This is a genomic window from Kribbella sp. NPDC056951 (assembly GCF_042674205.1).
In the GTDB taxonomy this organism is placed as follows: domain Bacteria; phylum Actinomycetota; class Actinomycetes; order Propionibacteriales; family Kribbellaceae; genus Kribbella; species Kribbella yunnanensis.
Genome location: NZ_JBHUQZ010000003.1, coordinates 736,192 through 757,000, shown reverse-complemented (window position 1 = coordinate 757,000; position 20,809 = coordinate 736,192). Strand labels below are relative to the sequence as shown.

The 20,809-nt window shown below is 68.2% G+C and carries 20 protein-coding genes; 9 read left to right on the top strand and 11 right to left on the bottom strand.

Features of this window, described 5'->3' with window-relative positions; genetic code table 11:
• Positions 1 to 94: 94 nt before the first annotated feature.
• Positions 95 to 670 (top strand): TetR/AcrR family transcriptional regulator, encoded by a 576-nt coding sequence (locus tag ACFTSF_RS16585; RefSeq protein WP_380154569.1) that lies wholly within the window; start codon positions 95 to 97, stop codon positions 668 to 670.
• Here the strand turns inward: ACFTSF_RS16585 and ACFTSF_RS16580 are convergent.
• From ACFTSF_RS16580 to ACFTSF_RS16555, 6 genes are read right to left on the bottom strand one after another with little or no spacing between them, the layout of a single operon-like run.
• Entirely contained in the window at positions 667 to 1,590 is a 924-nt protein-coding gene (locus ACFTSF_RS16580; RefSeq protein ID WP_380154568.1) for an exopolyphosphatase, read from the bottom strand. The genes ACFTSF_RS16585 and ACFTSF_RS16580 overlap by 4 nt on opposite strands.
• Before the next feature lie 7 nt (positions 1,591 to 1,597).
• A complete protein-coding gene (locus ACFTSF_RS16575; protein WP_380154567.1) occupies positions 1,598 to 2,080 on the bottom strand; it encodes a DUF501 domain-containing protein in 483 nt (160 codons plus the stop codon).
• Between the two features lie 4 nt (positions 2,081 to 2,084).
• Positions 2,085 to 2,690, bottom strand: a complete 606-nt coding sequence (locus ACFTSF_RS16570; protein ID WP_380154566.1) for a septum formation initiator family protein — start codon at positions 2,688 to 2,690, stop codon at positions 2,085 to 2,087.
• Between the two features lies 1 nt (position 2,691).
• On the bottom strand, positions 2,692 to 3,972 hold the full coding sequence (eno, locus tag ACFTSF_RS16565) for a phosphopyruvate hydratase (protein WP_380154565.1): 1,281 nt from the start codon (positions 3,970 to 3,972) through the stop codon (positions 2,692 to 2,694).
• A 39-nt stretch (positions 3,973 to 4,011) separates the two neighbouring features.
• Positions 4,012 to 4,551, bottom strand: coding sequence for an RNA 2'-phosphotransferase (locus ACFTSF_RS16560; RefSeq protein ID WP_380154564.1), 540 nt, complete (start codon positions 4,549 to 4,551; stop codon positions 4,012 to 4,014).
• Positions 4,548 to 5,408, bottom strand: coding sequence for a LysR family transcriptional regulator (locus tag ACFTSF_RS16555; protein WP_380154563.1), 861 nt, complete (start codon positions 5,406 to 5,408; stop codon positions 4,548 to 4,550). The genes ACFTSF_RS16560 and ACFTSF_RS16555 overlap by 4 nt, the downstream gene beginning before the upstream one ends.
• A 69-nt stretch (positions 5,409 to 5,477) precedes the next feature.
• Between ACFTSF_RS16555 and ACFTSF_RS16550 the strand changes: the two genes are divergently transcribed.
• Positions 5,478 to 5,996, top strand: coding sequence for a hypothetical protein (locus tag ACFTSF_RS16550; protein ID WP_380154562.1), 519 nt, complete (start codon positions 5,478 to 5,480; stop codon positions 5,994 to 5,996).
• 106 nt (positions 5,997 to 6,102) lie between these two features.
• Here the strand turns inward: ACFTSF_RS16550 and ACFTSF_RS16545 are convergent, their stop codons facing one another.
• From ACFTSF_RS16545 to ACFTSF_RS16525, 5 genes are read right to left on the bottom strand one after another with little or no spacing between them, the layout of a single operon-like run.
• Positions 6,103 to 7,146, bottom strand: coding sequence for a MazG family protein (locus ACFTSF_RS16545; RefSeq protein ID WP_380154561.1), 1,044 nt, complete (start codon positions 7,144 to 7,146; stop codon positions 6,103 to 6,105).
• 10 nt (positions 7,147 to 7,156) lie between these two features.
• Complete coding sequence (locus ACFTSF_RS16540) at positions 7,157 to 7,783, bottom strand: hypothetical protein (protein ID WP_344145541.1); 627 nt, start codon at positions 7,781 to 7,783, stop codon at positions 7,157 to 7,159.
• 28 nt (positions 7,784 to 7,811) lie between these two features.
• Positions 7,812 to 11,435 carry a transcription-repair coupling factor gene (gene mfd / locus ACFTSF_RS16535; protein WP_380154560.1) on the bottom strand — a complete coding sequence of 1,208 codons (3,624 nt, stop codon included), beginning with the start codon at positions 11,433 to 11,435 and terminating at the stop codon, positions 7,812 to 7,814.
• 12 nt (positions 11,436 to 11,447) lie between these two features.
• A complete protein-coding gene (gene pth, locus ACFTSF_RS16530; protein ID WP_344145537.1) occupies positions 11,448 to 12,023 on the bottom strand; it encodes an aminoacyl-tRNA hydrolase in 576 nt (191 codons plus the stop codon).
• 43 nt (positions 12,024 to 12,066) lie between these two features.
• Positions 12,067 to 12,696: a 50S ribosomal protein L25/general stress protein Ctc gene (locus ACFTSF_RS16525; protein WP_380154559.1), complete on the bottom strand. Its 630-nt coding sequence runs from the start codon at positions 12,694 to 12,696 to the stop codon at positions 12,067 to 12,069.
• A gap of 305 nt (positions 12,697 to 13,001) precedes the next feature.
• On the opposite strand from ACFTSF_RS16525, the gene ACFTSF_RS16520 reads away from it, so the two are divergent.
• From ACFTSF_RS16520 to ACFTSF_RS16490, 7 genes are read left to right on the top strand one after another with little or no spacing between them, the layout of a single operon-like run.
• Positions 13,002 to 15,584, top strand: a complete 2,583-nt coding sequence (locus tag ACFTSF_RS16520) for a choice-of-anchor M domain-containing protein (RefSeq protein WP_380154558.1) — start codon at positions 13,002 to 13,004, stop codon at positions 15,582 to 15,584.
• Positions 15,581 to 17,104, top strand: coding sequence for an anchored repeat ABC transporter, substrate-binding protein (locus ACFTSF_RS16515; protein ID WP_380154557.1), 1,524 nt, complete (start codon positions 15,581 to 15,583; stop codon positions 17,102 to 17,104). The genes ACFTSF_RS16520 and ACFTSF_RS16515 overlap by 4 nt, the downstream gene beginning before the upstream one ends.
• Positions 17,101 to 17,874, top strand: a complete 774-nt coding sequence (locus ACFTSF_RS16510) for a choice-of-anchor M domain-containing protein (RefSeq protein ID WP_380154556.1) — start codon at positions 17,101 to 17,103, stop codon at positions 17,872 to 17,874. Before ACFTSF_RS16515 ends, ACFTSF_RS16510 begins: the two co-directional genes overlap by 4 nt.
• Positions 17,871 to 18,617 (top strand): anchored repeat-type ABC transporter ATP-binding subunit, encoded by a 747-nt coding sequence (locus ACFTSF_RS16505; RefSeq protein ID WP_380154555.1) that lies wholly within the window; start codon positions 17,871 to 17,873, stop codon positions 18,615 to 18,617. Before ACFTSF_RS16510 ends, ACFTSF_RS16505 begins: the two co-directional genes overlap by 4 nt.
• Entirely contained in the window at positions 18,614 to 19,480 is an 867-nt protein-coding gene (locus ACFTSF_RS16500; protein WP_380154554.1) for an anchored repeat-type ABC transporter permease subunit, read from the top strand. Before ACFTSF_RS16505 ends, ACFTSF_RS16500 begins: the two co-directional genes overlap by 4 nt.
• 10 nt (positions 19,481 to 19,490) lie before the next feature.
• On the top strand, positions 19,491 to 20,129 hold the full coding sequence (locus ACFTSF_RS16495) for a choice-of-anchor M domain-containing protein (RefSeq protein ID WP_380154553.1): 639 nt from the start codon (positions 19,491 to 19,493) through the stop codon (positions 20,127 to 20,129).
• On the top strand, positions 20,126 to 20,767 hold the full coding sequence (locus tag ACFTSF_RS16490) for a choice-of-anchor M domain-containing protein (RefSeq protein WP_380154552.1): 642 nt from the start codon (positions 20,126 to 20,128) through the stop codon (positions 20,765 to 20,767). Before ACFTSF_RS16495 ends, ACFTSF_RS16490 begins: the two co-directional genes overlap by 4 nt.
• Positions 20,768 to 20,809: the final 42 nt, after the last annotated feature.

Sequence of the window (20,809 nt, the reverse complement as noted above, 5' to 3'; positions counted from 1 at the left end):
ACGAAGTGTGGAGTTTCTCGGCCTGGTAAAGTCGAGGTATGCCTCCACTATAGCGGAGGGTTGCCTCCGGTATCAAGAATGAGAAGGTGCGGCCATGGCGACCGAGACCACCAGACCCGCGCTCCGGGTCGACATCAAGCGGCCGCAGCGCGCCGACGCGCGGCGGAACTTCGACGCCCTGCTCGCCGCCGCCCGAGCGGCATTCGCCGAGCGCGGCGTCGACGCCTCGCTCGAGGACATCGCCCGCCGGGCCGGCGTCGGCATCGGCACCCTGTACCGGAACTTCCCCGCTCGCCAGGACCTGCTGAACGCGGTCTACTTCGGCGAGATCGAGGAGCTGTGCATCGCCGCCGAGGAGGTCGCCGACCTCCCGCCGTGGGAGGCGCTGACCACCTGGCTGCAGCGATTCGTCGCGTACGTCGCGACAAAGCGCGCGCTCTGGGAGTCGCTGAACCGCGAGACAGCCAACTTCCAAGAGGCCCGCGAAGCGATGTACGCCGCCGGAACCCCGCTGTTCGAGCACGCCCAGGCCGCCGGCGAAGCCCGGACCGACGTCTCCTTCGACGACCTGCTTCGCATGGTCAGCGGCCTCACCGGCGCCGGCTTCGTCGACAACGCCCAGCGCGACCGAGTCCTCCAGATCGCCCTGGACGGAGTCCGCGCCCGCTAGCGCAGCAGGGAGAGTGCGACCCCGTCCAGGATGTCGTGCTCGGACACGATCACTTCGCCGACGGCCATCCGGTCGTACAGGCGTTGCAGGATCAGCGCGCCGACGCCGATCACGTCCACCCGGCCCGGGTGGATCGCCGGGTTCGTGACGCGCTCGGCCTTGGTGGACCGCGTCAGCCAGTACGTCGTCTCGCGCAGTTGCGGCCCCGAGATCCGGGCGTGGTGGATCCGGGCCGAGTCATACTCGACCAGCTTCCCCACGACTGCAGCCACCGTGGTCACCGTCCCGGCAACCCCGATCAGCGCTCGCGCCGAGGTGATCGGCACGGAGGTCGAGTCCAGCAGCGCGTCGATGTCCTTGCCCGCAGCCGCCAACTCCGCAGCCGTCGATGGGTCCGCCTTGATGTGTCGCTCGGTCATCCGCACCGACCCGACGTTCAGCGACTCCGCCGCGATCACCCCGGACGCGTCCCCGAGGATCAACTCGGTCGACCCACCACCGATATCCGCAACCAGATAAGGACCCGGTACGGCGAGTGCCGCCAGCCCACCGGTCGCTCCACGGAAACTCAACGAAGCCTCTTCCGCCCCGGTGATGATCTCCGGCTGCACCCCGAATCGCGCCGCGATCCCGGCGAAGAACTCGTCGCGGTTACTCACGTCCCGCGCCGCCGACGTCGCCACGAACCGGGTCCGCGACACCCCGGCCGCGCGGATCAGTTCGGCGTACTCGTCAGACGCCTTGAAGACCCGCTCGAGCGCCTCGGGGGCGAATCGTCCGGTCGCGTCCACGCCCTGTCCGAGCCGCACGATCTGCATCCGCCGGTCGAGCTGCACGAGACCACCGTCCGCGCCCGCCTCCGCGATCAGCAGGCGGATCGAATTCGTGCCGCAGTCGATTGCGGCCACCCGCTCAGACACGACGTGCTCAAACACAAGGCCCCCGGCGACCCCAGTCCTGCAAAGCGTCCAGCGCCTCGTCGCCCAGCGGGTTCACACCGCGCCCAGCGGCCAGCGAGTGGCCGGCCAGGACGTGCAGGCACTTCACCCGGGTCGGCATTCCGCCCGCGCTGATCCCGTCGATCTCGTCGACGTGCTCGATCGACTCCCGATGCGCGAGATACGACTCATGCGCAGCCCGATAGGCCTCGGCCAATGACGGATCCGAACCCAGCCGGTCGGTCATGTCCTTCATGACACCCTCGGCCTCGAGCGTGCCGATCGCCGACGCGAGTCGCGGGCACGTCACGTAGTACGTCGTCGGGAACGGCGTCCCGTCCGGCAACCGGGGCTCGGTCTCGACCACGTCCGGCAGGCCGCAGCTGCAGCGGTGTGCGATGGACCGGATACCACGCGCGGTCCGGCCGAGCTGCTTGCCGACGGCCTCGATGTCGTCGGGGCTGACGCTCAACGGTTCACCTTTCGGGCGAGGGGGTCAGGATCGGTTTCGGCGTCGGCTTGGCCGGCCGTTTCGTCGGTGCGGCCGGCGGCTTCCCGGCGCCCTCGACACTCCCCCACAACTTCGTGTACCAAACCGGCTTCGGCGCCTCGTCACCCGGTTCGACCGGCGTCCCGGGCTCCGGCGGGGCTCCCACCGGCTTGCCGTCGGCACCGATCACGCGGTACCCGACCTCACCCGGCATCACCCAGCCGAGCCGCTGCCGCGCCTGCGCCTTCACGAACGCGTCGTCGTCCCAGCGGGAGATCTCGTCGTTCAGCTCCTTGACCCGCTTCTCGCGGTCGTGGATCTCCTGCTGCAACGCGGTGATCTGCTGATGCTGGTCGAACCACACCCGCAGGCTCTGCGCGTACGAAACGATCAGCGCACCGAGCACGAGCAGTACGACGGCCGCCCGGCCGGTGAGGTTACGCGAACCCCGGGTCCGGACCGGGCCGGAGCCGGATGAAACCGCCGGACGGCGTTTCGGCTGGTCGCCCCGGCGGGCCGGTGGACGCGTCTGGGTACGGCTGGACGGCCGTGAACCTGGACGCGAGCCGGAATCCCGCCGGGACGTCGACATGTCAGCCCTGGTACCGCGGGAAGGCCGAACGACCGGCGTACGTCGCCGCGTCGTCGAGCTCCTCCTCGATCCGGAGCAGCTGGTTGTACTTGGCGGTACGGTCGGACCGGGCCGGCGCACCGGACTTGATCTGGCCGCAGTTCGTCGCGACCGCGAGGTCGGCGATCGTGGTGTCCTCGGTCTCGCCGGAACGGTGGCTCATCATGCAGGTGAAACCGTTGCGGTGGGCCAGGTCGACCGCGTCCAGGGTCTCGGTCAGCGAACCGATCTGGTTCACCTTGACCAGCAGGCTGTTCGCCGACTTCTCGTTGATGCCGCGCTGCAGCCGCTCGACGTTGGTGACGAACAGGTCGTCGCCGACGATCTGGATCTTGTCACCGAGCCGGGCGCTGAGGTTCTTCCAGCCCTCCCAGTCCTCCTCGTTCAGCGGGTCCTCGATCGACACGATCGGGTACGACGCCACCAGGTCGGCGTAGTAGGCGATCATCTCGTCGCCCGACTTCTTGCCGCCCTCGAAGGCGTAGACGCCGTCGGTGTGGAACTCGCTGGCCGCCACGTCCATCGCCAGGGCGATGTCGGTGCCGAGCTTCAGGCCAGTCTTCTCGACCGCGACCGCGATCAGGTCGAGCGCCTCGCGGTTGCTGGCCAGGTTCGGCGCGAAACCGCCCTCGTCGCCGAGGCCGGTGGACAGGCCGCGCTCCTTCAGGACCGCCTTGAGCGCGTGGTAGACGCTCGCACCCTGCATCAGGGCGTCGCTGTACGTCGCGGCGCCGATCGGCGCGATCATGAACTCCTGCACGTCGACATTGCTGTCCGCGTGCGAGCCACCGTTCAGGATGTTCATCATCGGCACCGGCAGGACGTGCGCGTTCGGGCCGCCGACGTAGCGGAACAGGGGCAGGCCGGAGCTCTCCGCGGCCGCCTTCGCCACCGCCAGGCTGACGCCGAGGATGGCGTTCGCGCCCAGCTTGGCCTTGTTCGGGGTGCCGTCCAGGTCGAGCAGCGCGTAATCGATCAGCCGCTGCTCGTGGACGTCGTACCCGACGATCTCCTTGTCGATGTCCTCGAGGATGGCCGTGACGGCCTTCAGGACACCCTTCCCGCCGTACCGGGCCTTGTCGCCGTCGCGGAGCTCGACGGCCTCGAACTGGCCGGTGGACGCACCCGACGGCACTGCGGCCCGGGCAACGGTGTCGTCGTCGAGGAGAACCTCGACCTCGACAGTGGGGTTGCCGCGCGAGTCGAGAATCTCGCGGGCGCCGACGGCCTCGATGGTGGCCACAATTGACTCCCAGGTTTCGATGACGAATCGGCTCCGAGCCTAGCGGTGAGACCACCGAGCAGGGTGGACCGCGTCCACGATCGCATCCGCCGGGACCTCCCGAACCAGCAACACCCCGTTGGGCGCCCGATACACGGCCAAATTCACAGGATCCACGGTCAAGAGCACGTCCACCTTGGTTCGCCGCCCCACCAGGCTGTCCTGAGCGGGGGCCAGGTGCACATGCGTCCGCCGCCCGGGCTTCAGCCCTTCACTCCGGATCACCGCGATCACACGTTCCGTAGTTCCATGCCACAACAGATGATCCGGGTACACCCGCTCCCAACTGTTCTCCAAAGCTTCACGGGTGACCGGCATCCCGGCGAGCGAATGCCCCTGACAAGCCCGGATCCGCTCCCCGTCCACCTGCAATCGCTGCTTGTCGTTCACCTCGACCGCGCGGTCGAGGGCCGCGCGCTCCAACCCGAGGACCTTCAGTACGTCGGCGATCGCGGCCCACCCGTCCGCGGTCATCGCGAGCCCGCGCTCCCCCGCGGTGTGCCGGAGGAGTCGCGACAGAGCCCGGCTGTCCGCGCTCATACCGGCTTCCCCGGCGGTCGTCGGCTCGCGAGCAGCTCCTTCAGCTCCGCACCGCGATCGCCGCGCGACACCACGTAGTACCGGATCGGTGGGAGGTCCTTGACCGGGACCTTCCGCACGGCACCCGACGTACGGACCGAGCCGTTGACGACCGCCGGGCCGATCCCGAGGCGAACGAAGTGGACCAGCAACTCCCACCCCTCCGCCTCGACCGCCACCGACCACCGCACCCCCTGGTCAAGCAGGGCACGCTCCAACTGCTCCCGATGCGGCCGACCCTTCGGCGGTACGACGAGGGCTTCGTCCTGCAGGTCCTTCAGCCGAACCGAACGCCGTTCCGCCAACCGGTGATCGGCCCGCGTGATCAACGTCTGCGGGAACTGTCCGAGCAACTCACAGTCGAGGTCAGTCGGCGGAACGCCGAGCGCGGTCACGCCGACATCCGCCGTACCGTCGCGCACCGCCTCCAACGTGCGTGACGCATCGCCGGTGAGCAGCCGCAGCTCACGACCCTTCGCAACGTAGCGCCGGATCGGCTCGCCCAACAGGTAGAGGTAAGCGCCCGAGCCGGCCATCAGCACAGTCGGTCGCGGCGACTCGATCCCCAGTGTGCGTAGGAAGTCCGTCGCCCGATCAGCCTCATCGTTGGCGAACAACGCGAGTCGCTCACCGGCATCCGTGAGCAGCAACGACCGCCCGCGCTTCACATACAGCTCATGCCCCAGCCGCTCCTGCAGCTTCCGGATCCGCGTGTGCAACGCCGGCTGACTCACGTGCAACTCGACCGCAGCCCGCGTGAAGTTCCGGTGTCGCGCGAACACCGCGAACACCCGCAGATCCTCAGCCACCAGAGTCATCGCCAGAAACTATAGCTCTGTCGACAAATACTAGTTCTGCTGAAGAGCCCGAATCGGCACGCTGAATCCATGAACAGATTGGGTATCGACATCGGCCGAGTCATCATCAACGGCACCAGCGGTCCCGGTGACACGTCGTTCTTCGCCGGCGACACCGCGGCCATGCTCCGAACTCCCGCCGTACCGGGCGCTTTCGATGCGATCGCTCGGCTGGTACCACGCTTCGCCGACACCTGGCTGGTGTCCAAGTGCGGTCCGCGTGTGCAGCAGCGTTCGCTGGAATGGCTGCATCACCATGACTTCTTCCACCACACCGGCATCCCCGCCGACCACATCCGCTTCTGCCTGCGCCGACCGCAGAAGGCCGACCACTGCGCCGAGCTGTCCATCACCCACTTCGTCGACGACAAGCCCGACGTGATCGCCGCCATCACGCCCGTGGTACCGAACCGCTACCTCTTCAAGACATGGCCCACCACCGAAGCCGCCATCCTCGAGTCGCTCGTCGCGACCTCCGACCTCGACGATCTGACCGCGTTGGCCGGCGACGAGAAGAGGATCGCCGTCGTTCGCGCCGATCAGCTCTGAGCGGACCGCCGGCACTCACCAACGTGCCGATTGGGGCTCTGGAAGGGGTGGGCTGAGCGTGGTGCAGGGGCAGTGGCAGAGGTTGGTGAGTGGGGGCGGTCCGGGGTCAGCTGGATTCGGCTGCGCGGATCTCGGTGGCGAGGTGCTGGAGAGTGGTGCGGAGGGCCTGTTCGGCGTCTACGCCGAGGGCGCGGGACTCTTGGACCAACGCGAGGAGTTGGGCGCCGATGCGGTCCTGGTCGGAGGTCGGGGCGGGGAGCTCGGTGGTGAGCTTGGACGCGCGGCCGAGGATCTTGTCGGCTAGCGCGAGCGCTGGGAGGGCGGTGGGGATGCCTTCCAGGACTGAGCTGCGTTGTTTCTCGGCGGCCTTGATGGATTCCCAGTTGGCCTCGACGGCGGCCGCGTCGGCGGCGTGGACCGTGCCGAACACGTGCGGGTGGCGGCGGACGAGCTTCTCGACGATGCCGCCGGCCACGTCGTCGATGGTGAAGGCGTCGTCGTCCTCGGCGATGCGGGAGTGGAAGGCAACCTGGAGCAACAGGTCGCCGAGCTCTTCGCGGAGGTGGTCGCGGTCGCCTGTGTCGATGGCTTCGAGGGTCTCGTAGGTCTCCTCGAGCAGGTACTTCGCCAGGCTCTCGTGGGTCTGCTCCTGGTCCCAGGGGCAGTTGCGGCGGAGGCGGTCCATCACGCGCACGAGGTCGATCAGGCGGGCGCCCGGGACGTCGTACGAGCCGTGCAGGATCTCGACCTCGTACGGCGGGCGCGGCTCGGCGCTCAGGTGTTCCGCGACGAGGCGGAGCAGGCCGGGTTCGCCGTCCTCACCGATCAACCAGGCAACGCGTTGACCGGAAGCGGCGGCGTCCGACAGCCACGCCCAGTGGTCGCGGACCCCGCCGACGACCGCGGTCACGACGAAGCCGGAGCCCACGATCGCCTGCACGTCAGCGCGAGTCGGCCCGGCGGCGGCCTCGACCGCGTCGGCGCGGGACGGCACGGCGGCAGCCTCGGCATCGGCGCGAGTCGGGCCTGCGTCGGCGCCGATGAGGTCGGCGGACGACAGGGCCGTCCAGGCGACTCGGGTGAGGAGGCCCGGGGCTACCCGGGGGCTGGTCAGGACGACCGTGATCGACCCACCGGGTGCACCTGACATCGACAGAACCTCAGCCCTGCGGCTGCTGCTGTTGCTGCTGCTGAGCCTCGGCAGCCTCGCGCTTGGCCTTGGCCTGCGCGGACTCCTCGGACAGCGAGCCGGAGATCGCGCCGTCGATGGCGCCGTCGGTCCACTTGCCGAAGCGCGGGGCGACGTTGACCTCGATGTTCTTCGAGGCGTCCTTGACCACGGTCAGGCCGGCCTTCTGGGCCTGCTGGACCTGCGGGTCGGTGACGCCGGTACCGCCGCCGAGCTTGATCGTCGCCACCGCGGTCGCGGCGACCTGGGCCAGGAAGTCCTTCGCCACCGGGTCGGACTCGAACTTCTGGTACGCCGCCGGGTCGCGGACCACGAGCTTCATCGCGGCCGCGGTCTCGGCGTCGCTGACGGTCACCGAGCGCTGGTCGCGGACCTGCCGGACGAGAGCGTTGTTGACCAGCTCGCTGAGCGTCACCTTGGTCTCGAACGGCTGTCCGAGCGCGCCGGACACCGCGCGCGAGACCTTGTCGACGTCGCCGACGCTGATCTCGGTGTCGCCGACCACGGCCGCCGCGCCCGGGTGGGTCCCGGCCGCACAGCCGCTCGCCAGCAGCACCGTGGCCGCAACCACACCGAGAGCCTTAAGCGCTCTGCTCACCGAAATCTCCTCGCATCTCCAGTCGAAGTCACGCCGGTACCACGATCGGTTCGGCGATCACGTCGTCGATCAACCGGGTACACCATTGCAGCAGCTCCTGGTCGCGGAGCGGCTGGCCGCCGATCTGCCGGGTGGCAGGTCTCGGCACCAGGATCGTACGCAGTTGCGGCTTGACCAGACTCTTCGGGTACAGCCTGTTCAGCCGCAGCACCTTCGAGTCCGGCAGGTCCACCGGCCCGAACCGGATCAGATTGCCCTGCAGGGTGACGTCCTGCAACCCCGCCTGCCGGGCGTGGTTGCGGAACTTCGCCACCTCGATCAGGTTCAGCACCGCGGCCGGGATCTCGCCGTACCGGTCGTGCAGCTCCTCGACCAGCTCCGCGATCCCGGCTGCATCCCGTACGGCGGCCAGTCGCTGGTACATCTCGAGTCGCAGCCGCTGCGACGGCACGTAGTCGTGCGGGAGATGTGCGTCGATCGGCAGCTCGATCTTGACCTCGGGCTCCTCGGCCGGGGTGTCACCCTTGTACTCGGCCACCGCCTCGCCGACCAGCCGCACGTACAGATCGAAGCCGACATCCGCGATGTGCCCGGACTGCTCACCGCCGAGCAGGTTGCCGGCGCCGCGGATCTCCAGGTCCTTCATCGCGACCGCCATACCGCCACCCAGATCGGCGTGCTGGGCGATCGTCGCCAGCCGGTCGTGCGCGGTCTCGGTCAGCGGCTTCTCCGGCGGGAAGAAGAAGTACGCGTACGCCCGCTCACGGCCACGACCGACACGACCGCGCAACTGGTGTAGCTGCGACAGCCCGAGCAGGTCGGACCGCTCGACGATCATCGTGTTCGCGTTCGAGATGTCGATCCCGGACTCGACGATCGTCGTACAGACGATGACGTCGGACTGCTTCTCCCAGAAGCCCTGGATGACCTGCTCGAGGGTGTGCTCGTTCATCTGGCCGTGGGCCACCGACACCCGCGCCTCGGGCACGAGCTGCCGGATCCGCGCGGCCGCCTTCTCGATCGTGTTGACCCGGTTGTGCACCACGAAGACCTGGCCCTCACGCAGCAGCTCGCGCCGGATCGCCGCGGTCACCTGGCCCTCCTCGTACGCGCCGACGAAGGTGAGCACCGGGTGCCGCTCCTCGGGCGGGGTCGCGATCGTCGACATCTCGCGGATACCGGTGATCGACATCTCCAGCGTGCGCGGGATCGGCGTCGCGGACATCGTCAGCACGTCGACGGCCGTCCGCAACCGCTTGAGCTGCTCCTTGGCCTCGACGCCGAACCGCTGCTCCTCGTCGACGATGACGAGGCCCAGATCCTTGAACGCCACCTCGCCCGACAGCAGCCGGTGCGTACCGATCACCACATCGATCGACCCGTCGGCCAGCCCGTCGAGCGTGCCCTTGGCCTCCTTGTCGGTCTGGAACCGCGACAGCGGCGCCACGTTGACCGGGAAGGCGGCGTACCGCTCGGCGAAGGTCGCGTAGTGCTGCTGCACGAGCAGCGTGGTCGGCACCAGTACGGCGACCTGCTTGCCGTCCTGAACCGCCTTGAACGCAGCCCGTACGGCGATCTCCGTCTTGCCGTAACCGACGTCACCACACACGATCCGGTCCATCGGCATGACGCGCTCCATGTCGCGCTTCACGTCGTCGATCGTGGCCAGCTGGTCCGGCGTCTCCACGAACGGGAACGCGTCCTCGAGCTCACGCTGCCACGGGGTGTCCTTGGCGAACGCGTGTCCCTTGGTCGCTTGGCGCGCGGCGTACAGCTTGATCAGCTCACCGGCGATCTGCTTGACCGCCTTGCGCGCGCGGCCCTTGCGCTTGGCCCAGTCGCCGCCGCCCATCTTGTCCAGGCTCGGCTGCTCACCGCCGACATACCGCGTGACCTGGTCGAGCTGGTCGGTCGGCACGTACAGCCGGTCGCCCGGTTGACCGCGCTTACTCGGGGCGAACTCGATCACGACGTACTCGCGGGTGGCCTTTTGGGTACCCGTCCCGACGGTACGCTGCATCATCTCGACGTACCGGCCGACGCCGTGCTGCTCGTGGACGACGAAGTCGCCGGGCTGCAGCTCCAGCGGGTCGACCGCCTTCTTCCGCCGGCTCGGCATCCGTTGCTGGGAACGGCGTTCGGCCGCGGACCGCTGCCCGGCCAGGTCGTTCTCGGTCAGTACGGCGAACTTGATGCCCTCGGCAATGAACCCGTGATCGAGCTGTCCCTGCGAGATCAGTACGACGCCGGGCTCGGGGACCGTGTCGATCCCTTCGACCGCCCGGGCCGCGACCTCGGCCTCGGACAGCAGCTCGGCCAATCGCTGTGCGGGGCCGTGTCCTTCGGTCACGCAGACAACGCGCCAGCCGTCGCGCAACCAGCCGCGGATGTCCTCAACCGCAGCCGCCGTCTCACCGCGGTACGGATCGACCTCGTGCGCGGCGACCACCCGGCTGGACACCGCACCGGAGTCAGTGTCGATGTCGAGCGAGACGCGCGCACCCATCGAGTCGCGCAGCTCCGGCTCGTCGGTCGGCGCCGCGGAGAACGGCGACAGGCTCCACCACGCCAGGCCCTTGCCCAGCGCGTGCGACCGGACGTCACCGAGCGAGACATACGCCGCTGCGCCCAGATCGATCGGCGCCTCACCACCACCGGCCGCAGCCGCCCAGGACGCCTCCAGGAACTCCTGACTGGTCGCCACCAGGTCGTGCGCCCGCGCCCGCACCCGCTCCGGATCGCTCACCACGACATGCGTCCCGGCCGGCATCAGGTCGACCAACAACTCCATGTGGTCGACCAGAACCGGAGCCAGCGACTCCATGCCCTCGACCGCGTGCCCCTCGGCGAGCTTCTCGAACAGCTCAGCCAGCTCCGGGTGCTCCTTGGCCAGTACGGCGGCGCGCGCCCGCACCTCGTCGGTCAGCAGCAGCTCGCGGCACGGAGGAGCCCACAGACCGTGCTGAGCGATCTCCAGGGACCGCTGGTCGGCCACTGCGAAGTACCGGATCTCTTCCACGTCGTCACCGAAGAAGTCGACCCGCAGCGGGTGCTCCTCGGTCGGCGGGAACACGTCGATGATGCCGCCGCGGACCGCGAACTCACCACGCCGCTCGACCAGGTCAACCCGGTTGTACGCCGCTCCGGCCAGCCGCTCGGTGACATCGGCCAGCTCGACCGTGTCGCCGACATGCAGCTGCACCGGCTTGAGGTCGGCCAGCCCCGCGACCTGCGGTTGCAACACCGACCGCACCGGCGCGACCAGGATCTTGATCGGCCCGGTCGTCTCGTCCGACGGATCCGGGTGCGCCAGACGCCGCAGTACGGCGAGGCGTCGGCCGACCGTGTCCGACCGCGGCGACAGGCGCTCGTGCGGCAGCGTCTCCCAGGCGGGGTAGTAGGCGACCGAACCGGGCTCGACCAGGCACTGCAGCGCCTCGGTCAGCTCCTCGGCCTCACGGAACGTCGCCGTGACCGCGAGCACCGGGCGATCCGCACCGCGCTCGGCGGCGAGAGCCGCCAGCAGGACCGGCCGGATCGGGCCGGGAGCCGCCAGGTCGAGGGCCGTGACCACCTCGCCGCGGGCATCACGAACGGCCTCGGCCACCACCGGATCGGTGACCAGGGTGTCGACCAGACCGCTGAGTTTCACGAGGAGCCCATTTCAGGAGTTGTACAAGCCTTGGGTTGTTTCGAGGCCCGCCGTCATCAGTGATTCCACGGCGTCCGCGGTCCGGTCCACGGCGAACGGAAGATCCTTGCGCTCGGTCGAGGAGAACTCGTTGAGGACGAAGTCGGCGGGACTCTGCCGGCCCGGTGGACGACCCACACCGAACCGCACTCGATAGTACTCACCGGTGCCAAGCGATTTCCGCAGCGATTTGAGCCCGTTGTGCCCGTTGTCGCCGCCACCGAACTTGCAGCGCAGCACCCCGAAGTCGATGTCGAGCTCGTCGTGCACGGCGATCAGGTTGGCCGGGTCCACCTTGAAGAACTTCAGCAGGCCGGACACCGGTCCGCCGGACTCGTTCATGTACGACCGGGGCTTGGCCAGGATCGTGCGGAGCCCGCTGATCCGGGTCTCGATCACCTCGGCCTTGACCTGCTTGTGCTGCTTGAACGTACTGCCCGTCCGGGCCGCCAGCTCGTCGGCCACCAGGTGCCCGATGTTGTGCCGGGTCCGGGCATAGGAAGGGCCGGGATTCCCCAGTCCGACGACCAACCACACGTCGTCCGCCACGGATCCCGGCCCTCCTGAAACTGTTGCTGCTGTCGGCCGCAGACTACTCGGCGGCGGCAGCCACCGGCTCGGCGGCAGCCTCGGTGGCCTCGGCGCCCGGCGCGGCGGCCAGGTCGGCCTCCAGCTCCTCGGCCGTGGTACCGGTGGTGATGTTCACGATCAGGGTCTCCGGGTCCACGGCCAGCGTCGTCCCGGCCGGGAGCTTCAGGTCGGAGGCGTGGATCGCCGTACCGGCGTCGAGGCCCTCGATGGAGACGGTCACGCCGTCCGGGATGTGGGTCGCCTCGGCCTCGACCAGGACGGTCGCGTTCTCGAGCACGACCAGGGTGCCGGAGACGGCCTCGCCCTCGACGTGCACGGCGATCTCGACCTCGACCTTCTCACCGCGCTTCACGATGACCAGGTCGACGTGCTCGATGGTGCCCTTCAGCGGGTCGCGCTGAACCTGCTTCGGCAGCGCCAGCAGGCTCTCGCTACCGGTCACCTCGATCAGCAGCAGGGCGTTGGCGGTCTTCAGCGCCAGCATGGTGTCGTGACCAGGCAGCGTGATGTGGACCGGGTCCGTGCCGTGGCCGTAGAGAACGGCGGGCACCTTGTTGTCCCGGCGGATTCGGCGGGCAGCACCCTTGCCGAACTCCGTGCGCGATTCGGCTTGGATCTTGACCTCGGCCACGAGATGAACTCCTCAGATGCGTTGCGGTGATCTGTTGACTGGCTGAAACTCGGCTGCGGCCTCAGCGGGCGCCTGCTGACACCGAGAAGGCATCAAGCAACGAACCACCGCGTCGATCACGGAGCCGCGCCCATCAGTTCTCGGGGGGCGTCCCTCGCCGAGGCAACCTCAACAGTCTACCCACGCAGGCGCTCAGACAGGAAATCCGGGTCCCCGGCCGCGGAGCACGACTTTTGACCGCCATCCAGGCGGGAAACGATCGACTCTAATGAAAATGATTGTCGATTCAGATAAAGTCCGCAGCTGTGACCGCCACTCACTCCCGTCCCGCGCTGCTGTCTGCCCTCCTGAGCCTCACCCTCGGCCTCCTCTGCCTTCTGGTCCCTTGGACTGCAGCCGCCACCCCCGCCCCCGAGGTGCTGCGCGCCGTCCACACCGACGTCCTCCACACGACGTACGACGGGGGTGCACTGAAGCTGGCCACCCGGATAGGCACCGGCACCTACCGGGAGGCCGATCCGGCCGACCTGATCTTCAACCTGGAGGACCGCGGCTCGGCCCGGGTCGAACTCCCCGACCTCCCGGCCTTTTCCTTCCTAGGCACGCCAGGCAGCACAGTCTGGATGGCCCCCGAATCCCAGGACCCCGACCTCATCTGGCCCGGCTGGGACACCGAAACGATCCCCACGGGCGCACTACGTGACGACACCGTCGACCTGACCCTCCTGGGTGTTGACGGCCCAGGCGCCGTCGAGGTCTTCGCCAACTACGACGAGTTCACCGGCACGGTCCCCCGCATCTTCAGCTCGGTGGACCCGACGTACAAAACCCTCCACCAGCCCGTAGGCCGCCACGTCCACGCCAACTGGTCCTTCGCCGCCCAAGGCACCTACCACCTAACCTTCGAAGCCACCGCCGTAACCCCAACCGGCACCCCCGTCACCTCAGGCCCCATCACCTACACCTGGGCAGTAGGCCCCTACGAGCCGACCACCCCACCGGGAACCCCGGGCACGCCGCCCACCACCCCACCGGGCACTCCGGGCACTCCGGGCACTCCGGGGACGCCGCCTACCTCCCCCACACCCCCGGCCGGCACCCCGACAACCACGCCGACCACCACGCCGGGGAACCCTGGCCCGACGACCACCCCCTGCGTCACCACGGTGCTGTCGGTCGGGCACGTGGATGTCGCCGCTCGTACTGTCGGCGACCGGCTGCGGTTCCAGGTGAAGGACGGCACCCGCGGCACCCCGGTATGGCGCGACCCGGCAACCGTCGCCTTCCAGGTGAAACCCGAGGGCGCCGAGACCGTCCCCGCCGACCCGAGATACCGCTTCCTGGGCACCCCCGGCGCAACCATCTGGCAGATCCCCCAAACCCAGTCCGACAACCTCCTCTGGGCCGGCTGGAACACCGAGTCCGTCGACTACACCACCCTCAACGGCCCAGTCCGCTGGTCCCTCGACAAGGTCCAAGGCCCCGGCAAACTAGCCATCTTCCAATTCGACCAATTCGGCGCCCCACTCATCTCTTTCGACAGCAGCAAGCACCTCCCCCAGTCGATCGCCCTAGCCGCCCCCACCCACGCCCACGGCAACTGGGCCTTCACCCACCAAGGCCTCTACCGCCTCACCTTCACCTACGCAGCCACCACCAAAACTGGCAAACACCTAACCGACACCGCCACCCTCCCAGTAGTAGTGGGCAAGGACCTCAACCCCCTCTGCCCCACCAACCCACCCACCACCACTCCGCTGCCCCCAACCACCCCGCCCTCGTGCCCCACCTCCCGCCCGAGCACGCCCTGCACCACCACGCCACCCCCACCCACGTCCTGCCCCGCCCCGCGCCCGGGCACGCCCTGCACCACCCCCTCCGGCGCACCGACCGCACCCCGCACCTCCCCGGCCGGGCAGTCCGGAATCGCACCCACCACCACGCCGGGGTCCAGCACCCCGAAGCCGTGCATCACCACCCCCGCCCCCACCACCCCGTCGCCAACGTCCGCAACCGCACCGACCGCGCCGACCACCCCGCCCGCAACCACCACGACACTCTCGAGCGGTCATGCGGACTACGCCGTACGACTGGTTGCCGGTGCACTGCAGTCGCGCATCAAGGACGGCACCAAGTCCGGTACGCCGGTCTGGCGTGACCCGGCCGCGGTCACCATCCGCCTCACCTCAGCAGCCGGTACCACCTCCCCCGGCGGCGCCTTCAGCTTCCTAGGCCCCAAAGGCACCCCCGTCTGGCAAATCCCCCAGACCCAGAAAGAAGGCGTCATCTGGCTCGGCTGGAACACCGAAGAACTCAAACCCGGCCAGATCCCAGGCAACGCAGTCACCTGGCGCCTGGACAAGGTCACCGGCCCAGGCCGCGTCTCCGTCTTCGAGTTCAACTCCTTCGGCCAGCCCCAAATCATCTTCAACTCCGCCGACGGCCTCCCCGACACCTACAACATTCCCATCGGCACCCACGCCCACGGCAACTGGTCCTTCACCAAACCAGGCACCTACAACCTCACCTTCACCCACTCCACCCCCACCTCCCACACCACCTCAACCCTGAAGGTCGAGGTAGCCCCCACCGGCGGAGCCCGCTCCCTCCACCTTGAGCACGGCTCGACTATTCACGCCGCCGACAAGTGGTTGACGGGTGCTCAAAGCGCCCGCGCCCTCGACCTTGAGCACGGTTCGGCCGTTCGTGCGGCCGGCGAGTGGTTGGTGGGTGCTCAAGGTGGGTTGGTGGGTGCACAAGGTGCGGGGTCGGGGTGCAGGCTGGCGGCTACCGGGGCTGACGTATCGGTTGGGTGGTTTGTGGCGGCTGGGTTGTTCATCCTGCTCGGCACCGGCCTGCTGGTTGTGTCGAAGCGAGGCACGAAGTGAAGCGGGCTGTTGCGGCAGCGACGGCATTGGCGTTGCTCACCGGGTGCAGCACCACGGCAGCAGGTAGCGACGGGAAGCTGAACGTCGTCACCACGACCGAGATCTTGGCTGACCTTGTGCAGCAGGTCGGCGGCGACCGGGTGGCGGCGACGAGTCTGGTTCCGCCGGGCGGGGACCCGCATTCCTACGAACCGACGCCGGCCGACGCCAAGCGCGTGGCCAAAGCCGACGTCACGTTCACGAATCACCTGCTGCTCGAACCGCAGAGCCTCATCAAGACCATCGACGCGAACGCCGCCAACGACGCGCCCAACGTCTCCCTCGCCGAAGCGGCCGAGTCGTACGGCGCGCATGTCATCCCGCTCGTGGAGAACATCGGGCTCGACGTCCTCTGGCTAGGACTCCGGGTCCGCGGTACCGGCAAACAACGCGGTGCCACCAGAACGTCATCCGTCCAGCTAGCAGCCACCAAACTCGACGGTCCCGGTCAACTGGTTGCCTACTTGACCGAATCACTCGGCCAGCCGGACCGCTACTTCGACTCCACCGACGGCCTCGACAAGGCCGACAGTACGACGCTCCCTCCCGCGGCGCACACGCACCTCAACTGGGCGTTCACCAAGCCGGGCATCTACCACCTCACCCTCAAAGGGGCCCTCGACAACAACGACGGCAAACTCCAGCCCCTCGGCCAAGGCACGTTCACCTTCGCCGTCGGCGTAGACCCGCACTCGGTGAAGGGCAAGACGACAGTCCTCGACGACGGCCACACCGACCTCACCGTCGACCTCGACTCCGGCCAGGTCTACGCCTACTCAGACGCCAAGAAGCCCGGCGCGCAGACCCAAGTCCCCGCCGCCAACGTAGTCATCGACGTACCGAACAAAGCCCTCGTCCCCATCCCCGACGACCCGAGATTCGCCTTCCTCGGCAAACCGGGCACGCAGATCCACCAACTCCCCCAAGCCGTCCTCGGCAAGCACGTCCACGGCGAGATCGACCCCCACCTCTGGGAGGACGTCGCCAATGCGAAGGCCTACGTGCAACTGATGCGCGACACCCTCATCTCCAAGGACCCGGCCGGCAAGCAGACCTACGAGGCCAACACCACCGCCTACCTACGCAAACTCGACGAGCTCGACGAGTACCTCCGTACGACGCTCGCCACCATCCCGCCGGATCGTCGCCAACTCATCACCACGCACGACGCATTCGGATACCTAGCCTCGGCGTATCAGATGACCGTCGCCGGCTTCGTCGTACCGAACCCAGCACAGGAACCAAGTGTCGAGCAGGTCCGCAAACTCTCCGACACGATCCGCAACCTGAAGGTCCCAGCCGTCTTCACCGAACCGAACCTCGCCCAGCGCGCATCCGTCCTGATCCAGGTCGCCCGCGACCAGGGCGTCCAGGTCTGCTCGCTGTACGGCGACGCGTTCGACGACCACGCAAGGAACTATGTCGACATGATGCGCCACAACGCCGACGAGCTGAAGCGCTGCCTGGGAGACCACCGATGAAACTCCTCGCCGCTCTCCTCCTCGCAGTTGCCCCACTGGCCCCCACAGCCGATCCAGTTGTCATAGGCAACGGTCACGTCGACCTCGGTCCGAAGTTCGTCGACGGTCGGTGGACGGTTCAGCTCCGCGACGACACCACCGACCCCGCGACCTGGCGTGACCTGGACACGGTCGTCCTCCAAGCGACCAGCAAGGCGAAGATCGCCGTACCGGCCGATCCGGCGTACCAGTTCCTCGGCAAGCCGGGCCAGTCGATCTGGGTGATCCCGCAAGTCCAGCAAGAAGGAATCGTCTGGCCGGGCTGGAACACGCAGGACACCGAAGTCGCCACCAGGGTCGACCGCGAGGTGACCTGGTCGCTCGAAGGTGTGCGCGGTCCGGGCGCGTTCACGCTGTTCCTCAACTCGGACTTCGGCAAACCGCAGCCCGTCTTCGACAGCCGCAAACCCTTCCCGCAACAAACCGGGATCGACGTCAATACCCATGTCCACGGCAACTGGACTTTCGATGCCCAAGGCACCTACCTGCTCGACGTAGCGATGACCGCCAAGCTCACCGACGGCAGCTCCGTCACCGACCGCCGCACCCTCCGCATCTACGCCGGCGAGGGAGACCCCCGTACGGCGCTCGCCACGCCGACGCCGATACCGGCCGCCAACGCGACACCCCAGGAGGGCCAACCGATCGAACTGTGGTGGTTCATCGCGGGCGCCGTCGTACTCGTCCTCACCACGACCGGCTTCGTCGTGATCAGGAGGAGGGCTTCATGACCGTCCTCACCATCACCGGAGTCGCCGTCGAACTCGGCGGCCGCGAGGTCCTCAACGACGTCTCGCTCGCCATCGCAGCCCGCGAACACGTGGGACTGATCGGCCCGAACGGCGCCGGCAAGACGACCCTCCTGCGCTCCCTGCTCGGCCTCCTCCCCATCACCGCCGGAACCATCACCATCGACGGCAAGACACCGACCGACGCTCGCGGTTCGATCGGCTACGTCCCGCAGCGCCACGAGTTCGTCTGGGACTACCCCGTCCAGGTCCGGACCGCGGTGATGACCGGTCGCACGCACCGCATCGGTTGGCTGCGCAGACCGGGTCAGGCCGACCGCGACGCCGTACAAGAAGCTCTCGAGCGCGTCGACCTGACAGCGCTCGCCAATCGGCCGATCGGCGAGCTATCTGGTGGCCAACGGCAACGAGTTCTCGTCGCGCGCGCACTCGCGCTCAAACCGAACCTGCTGTTGCTCGACGAGCCGTTCACCGGTCTCGACGTACCGACGCAAGAGATTCTCACGCGGTTGTTCAAGGACCTCACCGCCGAGGACACCGCGATCCTGATGACCACACACGACCTTCCGGCCGCGGCCGACACCTGCCATCGGCTCTGCCTGCTCAACGGCACGGTCGTTGCCGACGGCACCCCGGACGAGCTGCGGGATCCGGCGATCTGGCTGCGGGCCTTCGGGGTCGCGCGGTCCGAGCAGCTCTTGCACAGCTTGGGAGTGACCCGATGATCGAGTTCTTCACCGAGCCGTGGACGCACGTGTTCATGCAGCGCGCGTTCCTCGTCGTGCTGATGTCCGGCATCGTCTGCGGCGTCATCGGCACCCACGTCGCCCTGCGCGGGATGGCGTTCATCGGGGACGCGGTCGCGCACTCGGTCTTCCCCGGGATCGCGATCGCGTTCGTGCTGAAGACCAGCCTGGTTCTCGGCGGCATCGTCGCCGGTCTCATCACCGCGCTGTCGGTGGCCGTGTTCTCGCAGAACCGGCGACTCAAGGAGGACACCGTGATCGGCGTCTTCTTCGCGGCCGCGTTCGGTCTCGGCATCGTCGTGATGAGTACGGCGCCCGGGTACGGCGGTTCGCTCGAATCGTTCCTGTTCGGTTCGGTGCTCGGGATCGGCAACGCGGACGTGATCACGGTCGCGATCGCGGGCGCCGTACTGCTGCTGATCACCGGGGCGCTGCACAAGGAGTTCGTCACGGTCGGTCTGGATCGCGAGACCGCGCGGTCGGTCGGGCTGCCGATCTTCTGGCTGGACCTGGCCATGTACGCGATGGTGACGGTCGCGATCGTCATCTCGATCCAGGCCGTCGGCAACATTCTCGTGCTGGCGCTGCTGATCACCCCGGCCGCCTGCGCCCGCCTGCTCACCGACCGGATCGGCGTGATGATGGTGATCGCGCCGGTGATCGGCGCCGTCTCCGGCCTGACCGGTCTCTACCTGTCCTACGCCTTCAACCTCGCCGCCGGCGGGTTGATCGTCCTCACCGCCACCGCGGTGTTCATCGCGTGCTGGGTGTTCGCACCCCGGCACGGTCTGCTCTCCCGCCGTACCTCACGTACGGCGGCAGTGGTTTCCGCCAACCCCTGAAAGGAACACGATGCGTAAGTCTCATCGCGTTGTGCTGTCCGCTGCGACAGTCCTCGCACTCACTGGAGTCGCTGTCCCGGCGTCGGCTTCGGTAACCCTCGACCAGGGACATGTCGACGTCGTCGGCATCGCCTGGGAGGACAACGCCTTCAACGTGCACGTGCACGACGAGGAGACCGACACCGAGTACGCGCCGTCCGCGGTGCAGCTCGTCGCCAAGCCCGGCGCGAAGATCGCCGTACCGGATGACGCTGCGTACAGCTTCCTCGGTACGCCGGGCAGCGCCGCCTGGGTGCTGCCCCAGGTCCAGGACCCCGAGCTGCTCTGGCCCGGGATCGGCGCCGAGGAGATCGCCAGTGGCGTCTTCACCAACGACGCACTGAAGGTCACCCTGGTCGGTGTCAGTGGACCGGCCGACTTCAGCATCTTCACCACGGATGCGTTCGGTACGCCGACGCGGCTCGCGGACAGCGGCAACGGTCTGCCGGACACCATCAGCACGACGGCCGGCGGTCACCTGCACGCCAACTGGGCGTTCGAGGCGGCCGGTACGTACAAGCTGAAGTTCAAGGTCAGCGGCACGCTCGCTGCGACCGGTCAGAAGGTCACGTCGGCCATCGCGACCTACACCTTCAAGGTGCAGGCGTGAAGGCCCGTGGGGTGGCCGGCGCCCTGATCGCCGGTTTCGCTGCCACTGTCCTGTCGGTCGGCCCGGCGTTCGCCGCCACCACGATCTCGTCGGGTCACGTCGACGCCATCGACGTCGACTGGACGGGGTCCGCGCTGACACTCGACCTCCGCGACAGCACGGTGACCCCTGCGGTCGACCGCGCCCCGGCGGACGTCGTACTGAACGCAGTGTCGGCCAGCAAGACCACAGTCCCGTCGAGCTCGGCGTACTCGTTCCTGGGCGCGCCGGGCGACCCGGTCTGGATCCTGCCGCAGACGCAGGCCAGCAACATCGTGTGGCCCGGCTTCAGCACGGAGGGCGTCCCCAGCGGCGTCCTGTCCGGTAACACCGTGTCCGTGAAGCTGGTCTCGGTCAGCGGACCGGACGACGTCTCCGTCTACACCACCAACGCCCTCGGTACGCCGACAGTGTGGTTCGACAGCGGCAACGGCCTGCCGGACACCCGTTCCATCGCCATCAACACCCACGCCCACGCCAACTGGGCTTTCGAAGCCGCCGGCACCTACACGGCAGTCTTCGAAGTAACCGCCACCACCACTGGCGGCACTGCCATCACCACCGGACAGAAGACCTACACCTTCACCGTCCAGCCGTAACAGCACCGACACAGGCAGGGGGCTCGGCGCCGAGCCCCCTGC